This window comes from Comamonas resistens (genome assembly GCF_030064165.1).
GTDB lineage: Bacteria > Pseudomonadota > Gammaproteobacteria > Burkholderiales > Burkholderiaceae_C > Comamonas > Comamonas resistens.
In genome coordinates, this window is sequence record NZ_CP125947.1 from 4,765,813 (window position 1) to 4,782,503 (window position 16,691).

The window sequence follows — 16,691 nt, forward strand, 5'->3', positions numbered from 1 at the left end:
AGGACACTCCCCATGCAATCCGCTGCTCAGATCCAGGCTTTCTTCGATGAGGCCACGAACACCGTGACCTACCTCGTCGCCGATCCCGCCACGCGGCAGGCGGCCGTGATCGACCCCGTGCTCGACTACGACCACCGCAGCGGCAAGGTATCGACCACATCGGCCGACCAGGTGCTGGCCGCAGCGGCTACGCAGGCGCTGGATATCGCCTGGATCCTGGAGACCCACGCCCATGCGGACCACCTGAGCGCTGCGCCCTATCTGAAGGCGCGCACCGGTGCCCAGGTGGCCATAGGAGAGCACATCCGCGATGTGCAAACCATCTTCCGGCCCGTGTTCAACCTGGACGACGTGTCTGGCGACGGCAGTGAATTCGACCGTCTGCTGCGCGATGGCGAAACCCTGACCATCGGCGACTTGAAGGTGGACGTGCTGCACACCCCGGGCCACACGCCCGCGTGCGTGTCCTACCGCATCGGTGATGCCGTGTTCGTGGGCGACACCCTGTTCATGCCGGACTACGGTACCGCGCGCGCCGACTTCCCGGGTGGCAGCGCCCAGACCCTATACCAATCGATCCAGAAACTGCTTGCGCTGCCAACCGAAACGCGGCTGTTCATGTGCCACGACTACAAGGCGCCCGGCCGCGACCGCTACGCGTGGGAGAGCACGGTGGCCGAGGAGCGTGCGCGCAACGTGCACGTGCATGAAGGGGTGAGCGCAGACGAATTCGTGGCCATGCGCCAGCGCCGAGATGCAACGCTGGCCGCGCCCACGTTGCTGCTGCCGTCGATCCAGGTCAACATCCGCGCGGGCCGCTGGCCAGAGGCCGAATCCAACGGGGTTCGCTATCTCAAGATTCCGATGCGCACACCCGCATGACGGTTTCTTCTGCCAAACAGTTTTGGGCAGCGCAGTGGCTGCACGCTACAGCCCCGCTGTGGTGGCTGCAGCAGGCTGCGCTGCTGGCGTTGGCGGTGTCCCGCCTGCAGGCGGGCGGCGGGCTCACCGCCATGCTGCAGCCGGCCGCTGGGATCGTCCTGCTCGGTCTGCTGCGGGCGAGCTGCGAGGCCTGGAGCGCCGCGCGCCTGTTCGACAACGCGCGCGAACAACTGACCATGTGGCGCGCCGAGGCCATGAATGCGTTGGCAGCTCGCTCCCCTCTCGATCGTCAGCGGATCCCGGCCGGTGCCGCCGCCAGCTTTCGCCTCGCTCAACGCGATGTGATTCGAACTGATGGAGGACGAGGCAGTTCGCCGAGACCGCCTCGATCCCAAACAACCCTGACGCGCACCAGCCTCTTTTCGACGAACCACACCCGGCTATGGCAGGGTGCGGTTCGTCTCGCACTTCTTCTCTGATTCATTCATGACGCAAGCCGCTTCACTACTGTTGCCAACGCCCCCAGACGCACGCCGCAACGTGGCACTGCTGATGGCGGCCCAGTCGCTAGGGGGGGCCGCGCCTCCCATCATCATCTCGCTGGGCGGCATCGTCGGGCAGATGCTGACCAGCACGCCGTCGCTGGCCACACTGCCGGTCAGCCTCTACAACCTGGGCCTGGCGCTATCGACCATTCCCGCTGCCCTCTTGATGCGCCGCCTGGGTCGCCGTGCGGCCTATGCGCTGGGCGCCTTGTTGGGTGTGCTCTCGGGCCTGATTGCCACCTTCGGCGTGCTGCAAGGCAGCTTCGAGACCTTCTGCGTCGGCACGGCCATGGCCGGCTTCTACGGTGCCTGCGTGCAGAGCTACCGCTTCGCAGCCAGCGATGCGGTGCCGCCGCCGCAGCGCGCCGCCGTTATCTCGCGCATCATGATCGGCGGCCTGATCGCCGCTGTCATCGGTCCGCAGGTCGTCATCTGGACGCGCGACGCCTGGCCCATGGCGCCGTTTGCCGGCAGTTTCCTGGGCCAGGCGGGCCTGGCGCTGCTGGCCCTGCCACTGCTGTTGATGCTCCGCATGCCGCCGCCGCAGGCGGCCGCCGTCGAGGGCACGGCACGACCGCTGGCCGAGATCGCACGCAGCCCCGGCTTCGTCGTGGCTGTCACAGCGGGCATCGTGTCCTATGGGCTGATGGCGTTCATCATGACGGCCGCACCGATGGCCATGGTGGGCTGCGGCCACACCGTGGGAGAGGCCGCCTTCGGCATCCAGTGGCATGTGCTGGCGATGTTCGCACCGAGCTTCTTCACGGGTCGGCTGATCGCCCGGTTCGGCAAGATCGCCATCACGGCGGTGGGACTGGTGCTGATCGCGGCCTCGGGGCTGCTGGCCCTGGCCGGGCTCGAACTGCTGCACTTCTGGGGTTCCCTGGTTCTCTTGGGCGTGGGCTGGAACTTTGGCTTCATCGGCGCCACGGCCATGGTGACCGATTGCTACACCGCACCCGAGCGCGCCAAGGTACAGGCCCTCAACGACTTCCTGGTGTTCGGCACGGTGGCCGTCGCCTCGTTCGGTTCGGGCAGGCTGCTCAATACCTCGGGCTGGGAGACCATCAACAGCCTGATGTTGCCCCTCATCGCCGGGGTGCTGGTCATGCTGGCCTGGCTGGCGTGGCGCAACCGTCGCCAGCCGACGCCGGCTACCGCGCCGTGAGACCGCCCGGCGCGGGCAGGGTTCAGGCCAGGCTGTCGGGGGCCAGTTCAGCGATGGCCTGGTAGTGGCTGAGGTGGATGCGTCCACCGAGGTGTGCGAGGAAGGGCGTGCGCGACAGGCGGTCCATCACCGGCCCCTTCACCTCCGACAGGTGCAGCTGGATGTCGGCCTCGCGCAGCCGAGCCTCGATGGCCTCCAGGCTTTCCAGCGCGCTGGCATCGATGTCGTTGATGGCCGAGCATTGCAGCACCACGTGGCGCAGTTCACCCTGTGCCGCCACCGCGTCGTTGATGCGGTCTTCCAGGTAGCGCGCGTTGGCGAAATACAGGCTTTCATCGATGCGCAGCCCCAGCACTCGCGGGCCGGTGCGCACCGGGTGCCGCAGCACGTTGCGGAAATGCTCGGTGCCCGGGACCTGCCCCACCACGGCGATGTGCGGACGGCTGCTGCGGTACAGGTGCAGAACCAGGGCCAGGCCCACGCCGGCCACCAGGCCCATTTCCACACCGGCCAGCAAGGTCGTGGCAAGTGTGGCCGCCACCACGGTGAAATCGAAGCGCGAGTAGCGCCAGGTGCGCCGCAGCATGTCCAGGTCCACCAGGGAGAGCACCGCCACGATGATGGTCGCGGCCAGCGTCGCTTGCGGCAGGTGGTGCAGCAGTGGCGTGAACAGCAGGGTTGCCACGGCGATGCCGGCCGCCGTGTAGATGCCTGCGGCCGGCGTCTGCGCGCCCGCATCGAAGTTGACGACCGAACGCGAGAAGCCACCGGTCACCGGCAGGCCACCATTGAAGGCCGCTGCCACGTTGCTGGCGCCCAGCGCCACCAGTTCCTGGTCGGGCTCGACCCGCTGGCGCCGCTTGGCCGCCAGGGTCTGTCCGACGGAGATTGACTCGACGAACCCGACCACGCTCAGCAGCAGGGCCGGCACCACCAGTTCGGCCAGTTGGGTCCAGAGGGCCGGGTTCCCGGTCGGTGGCGTGAAGGGTGGCAGGCCTTGGGGAACCTCGCCCACCACGCGCACCCCATGGGCCGTGGCCAGGTCCCAGTACCAGACCGCCACCGTTGTCGCTGCGATGGCGGCCACGGGGCCCGCCTTGGCCAGTGCGTCGGCCAGGCGCGGGCCAATGCCGGCATGCAGCAGCAGGGGCTTGAGTCGGCGCCGCGACCACCACAGGAACGCCAGGGCCGCCAGGCCGATCGCCAATGCATGGCCATTGGTTTGCGGCAGACCGTGCCAGAGCGCAGGCAGCAGTTCGGGCAGGGTGTCGCCCGAAGCCGGAATGCCCAGCAGGTGCTTGGCCTGGCCGGTGGCGATGAGTACGCCGGATGCCGAGATGAAGCCGGAAATGACGGGATGGCTCAGGTAGTTGGCGATAAAGCCCAGCCGCAGCAGTCCCATCGCGGTCAGCATCAGGCCAGACAGCAGTGCCAACAACAGGGCCGCATCCCAGTAGCCGACGGAACCTGACGCCGCCACCTGACCGACGGCAGCTGCCGTCATCAGCGACGTCACCGCGGCGGGGCCGACCGCCAGCGTGCGGCTGCTGCCCAGGACCGCGTAGGCCAACAGCGGCAGCATGCTGGCGTACAGGCCGGCCTGGGGCGGCAGGCCGGCCAGCAGCGCATAGGCCAGGCTCTGCGGGATCAGCATCAGCTTCACGATGCCGGCGGCCAGCAGGTCGCCGGTGAATTGGTCTCGGTGGTAGTGCCGGCCCCATGACAGGATGGGGAACCAGCGTTGGAGCCGGCGTGGCCTTGCGGCGTTCGGGTGTGGGCGTTGGAGCGGCATGTTGCTGTTCTATGTTATATATTTTTATAGTTTATACTTTTATAAATTGAAATAAGAAATACGCCCATGAACAGCAAAAAAACGCCCAGTCACACGCCGGAGCAGCTGCGCGAACACGCGAGCGAGGCCTGTGCCTTGCTGAAGGCGCTTGCCAACGAGGATCGTTTGATGCTTTTGTGTCAGATGGCACCTGGCCGCCTGAACGTGGGCCAGTTGGAAGCAGCCACGGGCATCCGCCAGCCCACTTTGTCGCAGCAACTGGCCGTGTTGCGTCAAGAGGGGCTGGTCGACACCGAGAAGGAGGGGAAGTTCGTCTATTACCGCCTGGCCAGCGACGACGTCGTGCGCATCATGCGCACGCTCTGGGACATCTACTGCGCTCCGAAGTGACGGAGCCAACACCATGAAAAACGAAAAAAACCTGACAGGAGACACCGCGCTGCAGCGCTCGATCGACCGCCGCCGCGCATTGCTGATGCTGGGGGCGGCAGGGACTGCTGGCGCGATGCTGCAAACGACTTTGGCTCGCGCTGCAGACAGGACACGGACCAAGGCACGCATCGTCATCGCGGGTGCCGGCGCGGCGGGCCTGACTGCGGCCTCGCGCCTGGCCGCCATGCTGGACGGTGCGCAGATCACCTTGATCGACGCGCGCAAAGAGCACTTCTACCAGCCTGGTTTCACGCTGGTCGGCTCAGGCATCAAGCCGATGAACTACGTCACCTCCAGCACCACTGACTACGTGCCGGAAGAGGTCGAACTGGTCCAGGAACGGGTGGCGGAATTCGACCCGGAGGGCAACCGTATCGTCACCGAAAGTGGCAAGGCCTATCCCTACGATTTCCTCATCGTTGCCACCGGCATGAAGCTGGAATACGGCCTGATCGAGGGCATGGACGAAAAGCTGATCGGCCAGAGCGGCATCGGCAGCATCTACCACAGCCCGTCGGGTGCGTTGGCTACCTGGCAGGCGATGTCCGCGTTTGCTGACCGGGGCGGCCGTGGCGTGTTCACGCGCCCCGCCACTGAGATGAAGTGCGCGGGCGCGCCGCTCAAGTACACCTTCGTGACCGAGGACTACCTGACTCGGCGCGGCCAGCGCGGCAAGGCCGAGGTGGTCTACAACTCAAACAACAAGGTCTTGTTCAGCGTGCCCATCGTCTCGGAGAAGGTGCGCATGCTGTTCCAGGAGCGTGGCATCCAGGTGAACCACGAACGTGTGCTCAAGGCCATCGACCCGGGCCGTCGCATCGCGACCTTCAGCACGCCCGAAGGCGCGGAGGAACAGAACTACGACTTCCTCCACGTGATTCCGCCCATGCGCGCGCCCGAAGTCATCCGCAACAGCCCCTTGCCCTGGCAAACCGGTGCCTGGGCAGCCGAGGGATGGATGGAAGTGGACAAAGGCACGTTGCGTCATGTGCGCTACCGCAACGTTTTCGGCGTAGGCGACATCGCTGGAGTGCCCAAGGGCAAGACGGCGGCCAGCGTGAAGTGGCAGGTGCCGGTGGCCGTCGACCATCTGGTGGCGGAGATTGCAGGCAAGCAGTCGGACGCGGTCTACACCGGCTACACCTCCTGCCCCATGATCACGCGCCTGGGCCAAGCCATGTTGGTGGAGTTCGACTACCAGAACAACCTGGTGCCGTCCTTCCCCGGCGTGATCGCCCCCTTGGAAGAGCTGTGGGTTAGCTGGGTCATGAAGACCATGGCCTTGAAGCCCACCTACATCAGTATGCTGCGCGGCCACGCCTGAGGAGACTGCACCATGAAAGAACTTGATCCCTTTGTCCTGCTGGTGGTGTTCCAGGAAATGCTCGGGCCTCTGTTATGGCTGCTGTTGGCGGTGGTAGTGCTTGGCCTGCTGGCGTTCGTGGCTCTGCTGATCCACGAGCGTGGGCTGGTGTCGCGTCGCCTAGTGCGCTCGCAAGGCCTGGGCTTGATCGGCGGAGGTCTGGCGCTGGTGCTGATGGCCCAAGTGTCGTCGTCCGGCTTTACCGATGCCGGCGGGCCGGCCGACTGGTTCCTCATCGCCCTCGTGTTCGGGCTGGGGCTCGTGGGTTCCACCATTCTTTTCTACACCGTCGGCGGCTGGTGGTCTGGGCGCGGCCCGTCCACACGGTCTTCGATCTGATTGCAGCCTGATTTTTCTGCCAATGAGGAGTGTTTGATGACGAGTAACTACAAGCAACTGACCCAGGACGTCATGGCCAATCTGGCGCCTTTGCACAAAGGCGTTCCGCAGGTCATGAAGGGTTTCGGCGAGATGGGCAAGGCCGCCATTGCCGATGGGGCACTTGATGCCAAGACGAAGGAGTTGATCGCGCTGGCGATCGGCGTTGCCTCGCGGTGCGATGGCTGCATCGCCTTCCATACCAAGGCGCTGGCCAAGCTGGGCGCCACGGAAGCCGAAGTGCATGAGGCTCTGGGCGTGGCCATCTACATGGGCGGTGGCCCCTCCGCGATGTACGCTTCAAACGCCGTGGCCGCCTTCAATGAGTTCTTGGCGCTGACCGGCAATTCTGCGCCCTCCGCCCCGGCCCAATAGCGGACACGACGCGCCACAAACCGAGATCGTGGTCTCACTGCCTCGCCGTGTGGGCGCTGTAGTTCAGACTTTCCCGCATTCATTCGATATAAACAAGGACTTGACCATGCAAACTACTGATTTCGTCGCAACCGTTTTTGACGGAAAGAGCAACCCCAACAAAGTTACCGTGACATTTACCATGGCGCTCAATGCGCTGCTCAAGGGGCATACGGCGACTATCATCCTAATGATGGAGGCCGTCGAACTGGGCAAGCCGGGCGCAGCGGCCAGTATGGATGTCGGAAAGCCTTTCGAGCCGGTTGCCAATTTATTGGAGAAATTCGTGGAGAAGGGTGGGCGAATTGCGATCTGCGGAGCGTGCATGATCCACAACGGAATGAGTGCCGAACAAATGGACCCGCGCTTCAGCATCATCACGGCGCCAGACGTCATTGACCTGCTCATAGAGGCCAAAGGGTCATTGCAAGTTACTTGAGACTTCGAAAAACAGATTGAAAAGGCTTTTATCTCATAGCCCCGGCTGTCTATCTGGCCGGGGGAAGTCCACTCCATTACTTCTGCATGTCCGCATGATGCGTTTAGCACAGGGGGCATGATGAAACACACGACAATTCTTTCTATTTGCACTACGCTTTATGAAGGACTGAGTGCCCGCGTGCTTTATGCGCAAAGCGCGCGATAGATTCACAGGCTATATGATACAGGCAGAGAGCCAGGAAAGCAATCTGTCGACAATACGGCAAACTCAACAATGGAAGCGCAGCCTCTAGATCGGCGCGCTCGATGTGTGTTGTCAACAGGTCCTGCAGGGCCTTTTTTCTTAAATACGGACATGAATCTCAAGTTGTTTTCCCGCAGTAAACCAGAGGAAATTTCGATCATTCTTAGATGCAAAAAAAACCAAAGAATATTTCAAATGACGCCACAATTAAAAAAACTTGGAAAATCCATATTTTCAGAGAAAATCGATATTCCGGAAATATTAATTTAGTGTCAATGATTTTTTATTTAAACCATTCCGGATTTAATTAATGAAAGTTGCTTAATTTTCAATTAATCGGAGTGTGGGAAAATCCTAATGGAATCTGTTTTTGCAGTATAAATCATGCATTGATAGTTGACTTCAATCAATCAATTTAGTTGAGAGAGCGCCGATAATTCAGTCATCAGACGTTAATGGATGCTCGCAATGATCAAGGCCCATACTCTTAAGCCCAAATACTTTTCCTGCAGGAAGCGTCGGTTATTACTATTGGTCATTTTTATTGGAGTGATCTCTCTAATCTGGCTGACTGTAGCGGTATTCAACGCACGCACTATCCGTGTCGCAGTGAACAATGAAGGGCTTCCGGCCAGCGGCGCGACCGAGTTGACACCGCAGCAACATGAACTGGTTGAGCAGGGGCGCTACGTTGCACGCTTGGGCGATTGCGTTGCCTGTCATACGTCTGACCCGTCCAAGCCCATGGCCGGTGGCCTTGCACTGGAAACGCCCTTCGGCAAGCTTTACTCCACCAATGTCACGGCAGACAAGAGAACGGGCATTGGCAGTTACAGCTTGGAGCAGTTTGATCGCGCAATGCGCCTTGGGGTGGCTGCCGATGGCCACAACTTGTATCCAGCCATGCCTTATCCGTCCTATGCGAAGATGACGCCGGACGATATGAAGGCGCTTTATGCTTACTTGATGCACGACGTCACACCCGTCGAACAAGCGAATCGGCCCTCTGAGATGGGCTTTCCGTTCAACCAGCGCTGGGGGCTGGCGCTTTGGAACGCGGTGTTTCTGGAAGACGAACCCTTCAAGCCGGTGCAGGACCAGAACGACGTGTGGAACCGAGGGGCATACCTCGTTCAGGGTCTAGGCCATTGTGGTGCCTGTCACACGCCTCGCGGCGTTGGCTTCCAGGAGAAGACCATGACCAGCGAGGGCTCTAGCGGCGGCCTGTTCCTGGCCGGGGAAACCGTCGAAGGCTGGCGTGCTCTGAGCCTACGTAACCTCTGGACCTCCGAGGAAACCGCCGAGATGCTCAAGACTGGGCGCAACAAGCACGGCACAGTCTCAGGCAACATGGTGGACGTGGTGCAGCACAGCACTCAGTACATGACAAACGACGATCTGCTCGCTATCGGCATCTACCTGAAATCGTTGCCTTCTGGCAAAGACGACCTACCCATGCAGGTCGCCCAAGGTCCGGGACCTGTCATCACACCATACCGGACTGGTGGCAGGGTCAATCCCGGCGAAGTACCCGGCGACATCTTCACCACACGCGGTGGCCTTGGCTACTTGCAATTCTGTGCCGACTGCCACCGCTCGAACGGCGATGGTGTGCCCAATGCGTTCCCCTCTCTAGTCGGCAATAACACCCTGCAATCGCAAAACCCGGCAACGCTGATCCACATCATGTTGACGGGCTGGCAGGCGCCGCTCACGCAAAGTCATGCACGGCTACTGACGATGCCCTCGTTCGCGCAGTTGAGTGACCAAGAGATCACCGAAATCCTAAACTTCACACGCCGCGCATGGGGTCGGGCCGACGCTCGTGAGATCAAAGCCAGCGAGGTGAGTCGCGCCCGCCAGCTCCTTGATGCCACGGCCGACAATCATCGTCCGTTCGAGACGCCACGTCTCGCAGAAATGCTTAAGGAAAACAACGCCGAGCAACTCGTATTGGGTGCGCGACTGAATATCGATACGGCACGCATGCTTCCAAATAATGTGGGCAACAAGCTCAACTGCGCTAGCTGCCACCTGAATGCCGGCACGGTTGCGGATGGCTCCCCTTATGTTGGCGTTTCTGCCTTCTTCCCCAGCTACGCCCCACGCGCAGGTCGCATCATCACATTGGAAGACCGCATCAACGGATGCTTCCAGCGTTCCATGCACGGCAAGCCATTGCCCATCACCAGCGACGAGATGAAGGCGATGGTCGCCTATTTCGACTGGATGAAGCGAGAGACAAAGCCTGAGGACAAGGTTGAAGGCCGTGGAATCGGCAAGATCGATCGGACGCTCATTCCCAATACGGAGAATGGCAAACGCATCTATGCGGCGCAATGTGCGTTGTGCCATGGAGATAACGGCGAAGGTGTCAGAAATGCTAAGGGCGAGATGGTCTATCCGCCTCTGTGGGGTGACGAATCTTTCAACATCGGCGCCGGCATGGCTCGCACCTACACAGCGGCGGCCTTTGTGAAGCGGAACATGCCCATTGCCTTCGGCAAGCATTTCCCGCTGGGTCAAGGGGGGCTCACTGACCAGGAGGCATTAGACGTGGCTGAATACTTCTCTCATATGGAGCGCCCGGATTTTGCACCCAAGGTCAAGGACTGGCCCCAAGACAAGAAGCCCGGTGATGCGCGCTATTGAAGAACCGGGGGAAACGCGACGCGTGGCATGTAGCACTCGTGATTGCATGCCACGGGAAGCCTGGTGCCTAACACACTATCGGGAGGTTGGCGAACTGACATTCTGACCGAACGCATGACCTGAGCATGCCGTTGGATAGCACTCGCCCAGAATTGAGCTGGTGCTATCGGATATCTCCCACCCGCATAATTCCCACCTAGTCAATGAAGCGCACCTCAGTTGAGGTGTAACGCCACCTCGACAATCGGGCAACCCGAATTTCGCATTCCTGGCTGACCACTCGGCAGCACCCAGTCAAGGTATCGGCATCGCAACAGAAGAGCCGATGCCATGCCCGCAATCCACCCATACCGGCGACTGGTCGGGGCCGGCCTGCTGACCGCAGCCCTGGTCAGCGGCTGCGCGACCACCACGGCGCCGCTGCCGTCCGAGCCCATCGAGGAAGCCGCACCAGTCCTCGAACCCGAGACGCCCGAGTTCATTCCCGTCGTGCGCTATGGCCGCTACACGCTGGTCGAACTTGCGCCCACGGCGGCGCAGCGCGACTTGCTGCTACAAACCATCGACGTGTCTATGCCCGAGGATGCTCGCGCGACGGTCGGCGACGGACTGCGGCACGTGCTCAAACGCAGCGGCTACCAGCTTTGCGAGACCACGTATGCCGTGATCGATCTGTACGCGCTGCCGCTGCCGGCGGCGCATTTGCATCTCGGCCCCATGACCGTGCGCGATGCGCTGCTCACCCTGGCCGGCCCCGCCTGGGAACTGCACGCGGATGACCGGGCACGGCAGGTTTGCTTCGAGCGGTCCGGTGACGACGCGAGCGCCGACCCAGCACCCGAGCCGCCCGCCGCCGAAGCAGTGCAGACGTTCCCGCTGATGCCGTCCACGTCGGGAGGCCAGCCATGAACGCTGCACAATCCCTGCGCCGCCCGACCGCCGCCGTGGCGGTGCAAAGCCTGCTCTGGCTCTGGCTGATCGGCCTCAGCGTCTTCGTGGCCCTGGGCTACCAGGCGACGAACGACCAGGCCGGACAGCAGCGGCTCGATTCCCACCTGCAACGCCTCGAAGCGCAAGTCGCCGCGCTGACCGAAACCACCCAGGCCTTGCAGCAGCGCCCAGCAGCCGCGACAGCCGCAGGTCTGCAAGACGCCCGCAAGGTCTTGGAAGCTCGCATTGCCCAGGTCGAGCAGGCGTTGAGCGACCGTGCCGCTGCCGATGAGCTTCAGGCGCTACGCGCCGAGGTCGAGCAGTTCAAGGCACGCCAGACCGCCGCGCTGGCTGCGTCACCCGCCCAGCCACGCACCACGCGCAAGCCCGCTGCCAAGCCTGAGCCGCCGCCGTTGCCGTTCCGCGTCATCGGTGCCGAACTGCGTGCCGGTGAGCGCAGCGTGTCCGTCGCGCTGAGCGCCGAGGATTTCACGCCCGACCAGGTTCAGGTGCTGCTGCCGGGCGATGCATTCGGCCCGTGGCGCTTGCAGTCCATCGAAGGCAGCACCGCCGTGTTCCAGACCGGCGGCCATACCCGCCGCGTGGCGATTCCTTGAGGTCCATGCGATGAAACATCCTCCCATCCTCATCCTGTTGCTGGCTGCGCTGCACCTGCCGGCGTCTGCGCAGCAGACGCCTCAACAAGCCGCCAACATCCAGCCCGCCCGCAGCAGCCAGAGCCAGATCGCGCACAGCCAGGACACACGTCAGGCAAAGGAATGGGGGCTGCGCGATGACGAGTTCGCCCGTTATCGCGAGTTGATGGAGGGGCCGATTGGCGTCTATTCGCCCAACCTGGACCCGCTATCGGTCTTGGGCATCGAGGCCCGCTCCGACGAGGAACGGCGGCGTTACGCGGAATTGCAGGTACAGGTCGAAGCGCGTCGCGTCGAGAAGCTGCTGGCCTACCAGCGCGCCTACGACGAGGCCTGGCAGCGCCTGAATCCCGGCATGCAGCGCGTGAACCTGCCCGATGACAAGCCTGGTGCTTCCGCCACGCGCGGCATCGGCCGCACAGCGGTGTTCGTCAAGGACGGCTGCGACGCCTGCGGGCAAGTCGTGCAGCGCCTGCAATCCTCTGGGGCCGAGTTCGACCTGTACATGGTCGGCAGCCGCCAGGACGACGCACGCATCCGCGACTGGGCCAAGCGCGCACAGGTCGACCCGGCGCGCGTGCGCAGCGGCAGCATCACGCTCAACCACGATGGTGGCCGCTGGCTGTCGCTGGGCCTACCCGGTGAACTGCCCGCAGTCGTGCGCGAGGTGAACGGCCAATGGCAACGCCAGCCCTGACGGGACGGTTACGTGCACTGGTGGTCGCCGCGGGCCTCTGGGCCTGCGCCGCCCAAGCCCAGGAAGTGCCGCCACCTGCCTACCAGCTTGCCGCCCAGCGTGCGGGCATCCCCTCGACGGTGCTCTACGCCGTGGCATTGCAGGAGAGCGGCATCCGGCGCAACGGTCGCATTGTCCCGTGGCCCTGGTCGCTCAACATCGCCGGCCAGTCGCGCCGCTTCGCCACCCGTGCCGACGCCTGCACCGGCTTGCAGCAGGCGATGCGTTCCACCCCGCACACCCGTATCGACGCAGGCCTGGGGCAGATCAACCTTGGCTATCACCAGCAGCGCTTCACCAGCGCGTGCGATCTGCTTGACCCGTACCGGAATCTGGCCATCGCCGCCAAGATCCTGAAAGAGCAGCACACCCCCGGCAAGGACTGGCTGTTGGCGATCGGCCGCTACCACCGCCCCGCAGGCGGCGAGCCCGCTGCCCGCTACCGGCGCAGCGTGTCGCGCCACTTGGCCCGCGTGCAAGGCACACGCCCAACCACCACGGCGCTCGCAGCGCGCCAGGAGTCCTCCCCATGACGAAACCCCATTTGCCCAATTTCACCTTGAAGGGCCTGCTCGTGTCGCTGGCAGTGCTGCCGGTGGCCTCGCTTGCCGGCGAACCGCTGATCGTGGTCGAGGATCGCGGCGGCACGTCCGCGCTGCCGTACTACGAAGCCCTGAACCTTCAGCCGCGCGCCAATGCGCCGGCGCGCCCGCCCCTCCCGACGCCCCAGGTTCCTGCCACGCCAGCAGACGAGGCCGCAATGCTGCCGGTACGCAGCGCCAAGCTCACGCCCGGCACCGTCGCGCGTCGGGTGATTGAGGCCCCGGGCCTGCGGCCTTTCGTGGTCGTCGGCGACGACGGGGCTTCGAGGGACTGGCTGCGCCGCCATGCAGCCTCGCTGCGGGAGCGTGGTGCGATCGGACTGGTGGTCAATGTCGAGACGGTGCCGGGCCTGGCGCGGCTGCGTGCCCTGGTGCCCGGCGTGCCGCTCGCGCCCGTGGCCGGCGATGACCTGGCCGAGCGCCTGGGCTTGCGGCACTACCCGGCGCTGATCACGGCCACCGGCATCGAGCAATGAAGCCATGTCGGGGAAACAGCCCGTCGAGGTGCTGCTTCGCCCAGCGGTGGAGCTATACACCGTCGCAGCGTGTGCAGGCGCCGCGTTCTTGTCCCTGGTGGCCCCGTGGTCGCTCGCGCTGAGCCCCGCCATGGGCATCGGCAGCGCGCTGGCATTCGGTGCCTATGGCGCGATCCGCTACCGCGATGCCCGCGTCATCCTGCGCTACCGGCGCAACATTCGTAGGTTGCCGCGCTACGTGATGACCAGCAAGGACGTGCCGGTCAGCCAGCAGCGGCTGTTTGTGGGACGCGGTTTCCTGTGGGAGCAGAAGCACACCCATAGGCTCGTGCAGACGTATCGGCCGGAGTTTCGCCACTACGTCGATCCGACGCCGGCATACAAGCTGGCGCGCCGTCTGGAGGAACGGCTGGAATTTGCGCCGTTCCCGCTGTCGCGGCTGCCCGCGCTCATCGGCTGGGACATGCCTTTCAACCCCGTGCGTCCGCTGCCGCCCGTGGGCGGCCTGCCGCGCTTGCACGGTATCGAGCCGGAGGAAGTGGACGTCAGTCTGCCGCTGGGCGAGCGCGTCGGGCACTCGCTGGTGTTGGGCACCACGCGCGTGGGCAAGACCCGGCTGGCCGAACTGTTCGTGACCCAGGACATCCGGCGCAAGAACGCCGCAGGCGAGCATGAGGTCGTGATCGTCATCGACCCCAAGGGGGACGCGGACCTCTTGAAGCGGATGTACGTCGAGGCCAGGCGCGCAGGCCGCGAAGGCGAGTTCTACGTGTTTCATCTCGGCTGGCCGGAGATCAGCGCCCGCTACAACGCGGTGGGCCGCTTTGGGCGCATCTCGGAGGTCGCCACCCGCATCGCGGGGCAGCTTTCCGGTGAAGGCAACAGTGCGGCGTTCCGCGAGTTCGCCTGGCGCTTCGTCAACATCATCGCCCGCGCCCTGGTGGAACTGGGACAGCGACCGGACTACATGCTGATCCAGCGTCACGTGATCAACATCGACGCGCTGTTCATCGAATACGCGCAGCATTTTTTCGCGAAAACGGAGCCCAAGGCCTGGGAGGTGATCGTCCAGATTGAGGCCAAGCTCAACGAGAAAAATATTCCCAGGAACATGATCGGGCGCGAGAAGCGCGTGGTGGCCTTGGAGCAGTACCTGAGCCAGGCCCGCAACTACGACCCCGTGCTCGACGGCCTGCGCTCGGCAGTCCGCTACGACAAGACCTACTTCGACAAGATCGTCGCCAGTCTCTTGCCGCTGCTGGAGAAGCTCACCAGCGGCAAGATCGCCCAGCTCCTGGCCCCGAACTACTCCGACCTCAACGATCCCAGGCCAATTTTCGACTGGATGCAGGTCATCCGAAAGCGCGCCATCGTCTATGTAGGCTTGGATGCACTGTCGGACGCCGAGGTCGCCGCAGCGGTCGGAAACTCCATGTTCTCCGACCTGGTTTCGGTCGCGGGCCACATCTACAAGCACGGGATCGACGATGGCCTGCCGGGCGCATCGGCTGGCACGCGCGTGCCGATCAACGTCCACGCCGACGAGTTCAACGAACTCATGGGGGACGAGTTCGTTCCGCTCATCAACAAAGGCGGCGGTGCCGGTCTGCAAGTCACCGCCTACACGCAGACGCTCTCCGACATCGAGGCCCGCATCGGCAGTCGTGCGAAAGCCGGTCAGGTGATCGGCAACTTCAACAACTTGTTCATGCTGCGCGTGCGCGAGACGGCCACCGCCGAATTGCTGACTCGGCAGTTGCCCAAGGTCGAGGTCTATACGACCACGATCGTGAGTGGGGCGACCGACGCTTCGGACATCCGCGGGACGACGGACTTCACATCGAACACGCAGGACCGTATCAGCATGTCGAGCGTGCCGATGATCGAGCCGTCGCACGTCGTCAGTCTTCCGAAGGGGCAGTGTTTCGCGTTGCTTCAAGGCGGTCAGCTTTGGAAGGTTCGAATGCCGCTTCCAGCGCCAGACCTCGATGAGGTCATGCCGCAGGATCTGCAACAACTCGCGGGCTACATGCGCCAGAGCTACAGCGAGGCCACGCAGTGGTGGGAGTTCACCAGTTCCCCGGTCTTGCAGGACGCGGCCTTGCCCGATGATTTGCTCGATGAGGTGGCCACCGCCGAACCTGCCACTTCCGGCACCGCCGATTCCGCCAGCGACGAGGCGGCGCCATGAACAACGCTGCTAGCACCGCACAGCGAGAGCAGAACCGCCGTCAAGGATTGATCGTTGGCACGCTCACGTTGCCGTTCCGGCTGCTCGGTGTGCTGATCGCTTCGCTGCTGTTCTCGATCGTGGTGGAGTGCGTCGGCATGCACCTGTTCTGGAAGGACCAGGGCTGGCGGCACTCCCAACAGATGCTGCAGTACGAACTCGGGCATCTGTCGAGCCATTTTCAGCGCAGCGTGGTGGTGCAAGAGCCAGGGCGCACGGCGCACGAACTGGTGGACACCGGCTACGAATGGGTGTTCGTGCGCTCGGGGCTGCTGGAGCGCATGAGCCAGACCGCCGAACGTGCCCGCGCACCCAGCCATGGTCAGGTGCGCAACTTCCGCTACTACATCAGTCAGGTCTATGTCTGGACGGAGAGATACCTGATCGCCGCGGCCTTCACGACGCTGACTTTCCTGGTGCGTCTGCTGGTCCTGCTGCTGACCCTGCCACTGATCTTCACGGCGGCATTCGTCGGTCTCATCGACGGCCTGGTGCGTCGGGACGTGCGCCGGTTCGGCGCGGGCCGGGAATCGGGCTTCATCTACCACCGCGCGAAAGCCAGCCTGATGCCATTGGCCGTGCTGCCATGGGTCACGTACCTGGCACTGCCGATCTCGGTGCATCCATTGCTGATCCTGCTACCGAGCGCCGCCTTGCTGGGACTGGCGGTGAGCCTAACGGCGGGAAGCTTCAAGAAGTATCTTTAGTGGACTATGGCATATCCATGCCAGATCACACCCAGCGAAAAAC

17 protein-coding genes are annotated in these 16,691 nt (G+C 63.4%); 16 read left to right on the forward strand and 1 reads right to left on the reverse strand.

The window, feature by feature from the left end; all coding sequences use genetic code 11:
* Nucleotides 1–12: 12 nt before the first annotated feature.
* From QMY55_RS22260 to QMY55_RS22270, 3 genes are read left to right on the forward strand one after another with little or no spacing between them, the layout of a single operon-like run.
* Nucleotides 13–882 (forward strand): MBL fold metallo-hydrolase, encoded by an 870-nt coding sequence (locus QMY55_RS22260; RefSeq protein ID WP_283486275.1) that lies wholly within the window; start codon nucleotides 13–15, stop codon nucleotides 880–882.
* Nucleotides 879–1,361, forward strand: coding sequence for a 6TM ABC transporter family protein (locus QMY55_RS22265; protein WP_283486276.1), 483 nt, complete (start codon nucleotides 879–881; stop codon nucleotides 1,359–1,361). Before QMY55_RS22260 ends, QMY55_RS22265 begins: the two co-directional genes overlap by 4 nt.
* Nucleotides 1,362–1,368: 7 nt before the next feature.
* The gene (locus QMY55_RS22270) at nucleotides 1,369–2,595 is read left to right on the forward strand and encodes an MFS transporter (protein ID WP_283486277.1); all 1,227 of its coding nucleotides are present in this window, start codon (nucleotides 1,369–1,371) and stop codon (nucleotides 2,593–2,595) included.
* 22 nt (nucleotides 2,596–2,617) lie between these two features.
* Here QMY55_RS22270 and QMY55_RS22275 read toward each other — a convergent pair whose 3' ends face one another.
* On the reverse strand, nucleotides 2,618–4,387 hold the full coding sequence (locus QMY55_RS22275) for a SulP family inorganic anion transporter (RefSeq protein ID WP_283486278.1): 1,770 nt from the start codon (nucleotides 4,385–4,387) through the stop codon (nucleotides 2,618–2,620).
* 66 nt (nucleotides 4,388–4,453) lie between these two features.
* Here QMY55_RS22275 and QMY55_RS22280 point away from each other — a divergent pair, with 66 nt between their 5' ends.
* The 13 genes from QMY55_RS22280 (at nucleotide 4,454) to QMY55_RS22340 (ending at nucleotide 16,648) form a co-directional block, all read left to right on the forward strand.
* A complete protein-coding gene (locus QMY55_RS22280; RefSeq protein WP_283486279.1) occupies nucleotides 4,454–4,777 on the forward strand; it encodes an ArsR/SmtB family transcription factor in 324 nt (107 codons plus the stop codon).
* Nucleotides 4,778–4,790: 13 nt separating this feature from the next.
* Nucleotides 4,791–6,143 (forward strand): NAD(P)/FAD-dependent oxidoreductase, encoded by a 1,353-nt coding sequence (locus QMY55_RS22285; RefSeq protein ID WP_283486280.1) that lies wholly within the window; start codon nucleotides 4,791–4,793, stop codon nucleotides 6,141–6,143.
* A 12-nt stretch (nucleotides 6,144–6,155) separates the two neighbouring features.
* Nucleotides 6,156–6,521, forward strand: coding sequence for a DUF5368 domain-containing protein (locus QMY55_RS22290; RefSeq protein WP_283486281.1), 366 nt, complete (start codon nucleotides 6,156–6,158; stop codon nucleotides 6,519–6,521).
* Nucleotides 6,522–6,557: 36 nt separating this feature from the next.
* On the forward strand, nucleotides 6,558–6,935 hold the full coding sequence (locus QMY55_RS22295) for a carboxymuconolactone decarboxylase family protein (RefSeq protein WP_283486282.1): 378 nt from the start codon (nucleotides 6,558–6,560) through the stop codon (nucleotides 6,933–6,935).
* Between the two features lie 106 nt (nucleotides 6,936–7,041).
* On the forward strand, nucleotides 7,042–7,413 hold the full coding sequence (locus QMY55_RS22300; protein ID WP_283486283.1) for a DsrE family protein: 372 nt from the start codon (nucleotides 7,042–7,044) through the stop codon (nucleotides 7,411–7,413).
* A gap of 705 nt (nucleotides 7,414–8,118) precedes the next feature.
* A complete protein-coding gene (locus QMY55_RS22305; RefSeq protein WP_407650560.1) occupies nucleotides 8,119–10,311 on the forward strand; it encodes a c-type cytochrome in 2,193 nt (730 codons plus the stop codon).
* A gap of 330 nt (nucleotides 10,312–10,641) precedes the next feature.
* Nucleotides 10,642–11,220, forward strand: coding sequence for a PFGI-1 class ICE element type IV pilus protein PilL2 (pilL2, locus tag QMY55_RS22310; protein WP_283486285.1), 579 nt, complete (start codon nucleotides 10,642–10,644; stop codon nucleotides 11,218–11,220).
* Nucleotides 11,217–11,858: a hypothetical protein gene (locus QMY55_RS22315; protein WP_283486286.1), complete on the forward strand. Its 642-nt coding sequence runs from the start codon at nucleotides 11,217–11,219 to the stop codon at nucleotides 11,856–11,858. Before pilL2 ends, QMY55_RS22315 begins: the two co-directional genes overlap by 4 nt.
* A 10-nt stretch (nucleotides 11,859–11,868) precedes the next feature.
* Nucleotides 11,869–12,594 carry a TIGR03759 family integrating conjugative element protein gene (locus QMY55_RS22320; protein ID WP_283486287.1) on the forward strand — a complete coding sequence of 242 codons (726 nt, stop codon included), beginning with the start codon at nucleotides 11,869–11,871 and terminating at the stop codon, nucleotides 12,592–12,594.
* Nucleotides 12,576–13,166 (forward strand): transglycosylase SLT domain-containing protein, encoded by a 591-nt coding sequence (locus tag QMY55_RS22325; protein WP_283486288.1) that lies wholly within the window; start codon nucleotides 12,576–12,578, stop codon nucleotides 13,164–13,166. Before QMY55_RS22320 ends, QMY55_RS22325 begins: the two co-directional genes overlap by 19 nt.
* The gene (locus tag QMY55_RS22330; protein WP_283486289.1) at nucleotides 13,163–13,711 is read left to right on the forward strand and encodes an integrating conjugative element protein; all 549 of its coding nucleotides are present in this window, start codon (nucleotides 13,163–13,165) and stop codon (nucleotides 13,709–13,711) included. Before QMY55_RS22325 ends, QMY55_RS22330 begins: the two co-directional genes overlap by 4 nt.
* Before the next feature lie 4 nt (nucleotides 13,712–13,715).
* Nucleotides 13,716–15,902 carry a type IV conjugative transfer system coupling protein TraD gene (gene traD / locus QMY55_RS22335; protein WP_283486290.1) on the forward strand — a complete coding sequence of 729 codons (2,187 nt, stop codon included), beginning with the start codon at nucleotides 13,716–13,718 and terminating at the stop codon, nucleotides 15,900–15,902.
* On the forward strand, nucleotides 15,899–16,648 hold the full coding sequence (locus QMY55_RS22340) for a TIGR03747 family integrating conjugative element membrane protein (protein ID WP_283486291.1): 750 nt from the start codon (nucleotides 15,899–15,901) through the stop codon (nucleotides 16,646–16,648). Before traD ends, QMY55_RS22340 begins: the two co-directional genes overlap by 4 nt.
* Nucleotides 16,649–16,691: the final 43 nt, after the last annotated feature.

Excerpts from the sequence above, each read along its gene's own strand:
- QMY55_RS22260 (WP_283486275.1), top strand. The coding sequence starts at position 13 with ATGCAATCCGCTGCTCAGATCCAGGCTTTCTTCGATGAGGCCACGAAC.
- QMY55_RS22265 (WP_283486276.1), top strand. The coding sequence starts at position 879 with ATGACGGTTTCTTCTGCCAAACAGTTTTGGGCAGCGCAGTGGCTGCAC.
- QMY55_RS22270 (WP_283486277.1), top strand. The coding sequence starts at position 1,369 with ATGACGCAAGCCGCTTCACTACTGTTGCCAACGCCCCCAGACGCACGC.
- QMY55_RS22275 (WP_283486278.1), bottom strand. The coding sequence starts at position 4,387 with ATGCCGCTCCAACGCCCACACCCGAACGCCGCAAGGCCACGCCGGCTC.
- QMY55_RS22280 (WP_283486279.1), top strand. The coding sequence starts at position 4,454 with ATGAACAGCAAAAAAACGCCCAGTCACACGCCGGAGCAGCTGCGCGAA.
- QMY55_RS22285 (WP_283486280.1), top strand. The coding sequence starts at position 4,791 with ATGAAAAACGAAAAAAACCTGACAGGAGACACCGCGCTGCAGCGCTCG.
- QMY55_RS22290 (WP_283486281.1), top strand. The coding sequence starts at position 6,156 with ATGAAAGAACTTGATCCCTTTGTCCTGCTGGTGGTGTTCCAGGAAATG.
- QMY55_RS22295 (WP_283486282.1), top strand. The coding sequence starts at position 6,558 with ATGACGAGTAACTACAAGCAACTGACCCAGGACGTCATGGCCAATCTG.
- QMY55_RS22300 (WP_283486283.1), top strand. The coding sequence starts at position 7,042 with ATGCAAACTACTGATTTCGTCGCAACCGTTTTTGACGGAAAGAGCAAC.
- QMY55_RS22305 (WP_407650560.1), top strand. The coding sequence starts at position 8,119 with ATGCTCGCAATGATCAAGGCCCATACTCTTAAGCCCAAATACTTTTCC.
- pilL2 (WP_283486285.1), top strand. The coding sequence starts at position 10,642 with ATGCCCGCAATCCACCCATACCGGCGACTGGTCGGGGCCGGCCTGCTG.
- QMY55_RS22315 (WP_283486286.1), top strand. The coding sequence starts at position 11,217 with ATGAACGCTGCACAATCCCTGCGCCGCCCGACCGCCGCCGTGGCGGTG.
- QMY55_RS22320 (WP_283486287.1), top strand. The coding sequence starts at position 11,869 with ATGAAACATCCTCCCATCCTCATCCTGTTGCTGGCTGCGCTGCACCTG.
- QMY55_RS22325 (WP_283486288.1), top strand. The coding sequence starts at position 12,576 with ATGGCAACGCCAGCCCTGACGGGACGGTTACGTGCACTGGTGGTCGCC.
- QMY55_RS22330 (WP_283486289.1), top strand. The coding sequence starts at position 13,163 with ATGACGAAACCCCATTTGCCCAATTTCACCTTGAAGGGCCTGCTCGTG.
- traD (WP_283486290.1), top strand. The coding sequence starts at position 13,716 with ATGTCGGGGAAACAGCCCGTCGAGGTGCTGCTTCGCCCAGCGGTGGAG.
- QMY55_RS22340 (WP_283486291.1), top strand. The coding sequence starts at position 15,899 with ATGAACAACGCTGCTAGCACCGCACAGCGAGAGCAGAACCGCCGTCAA.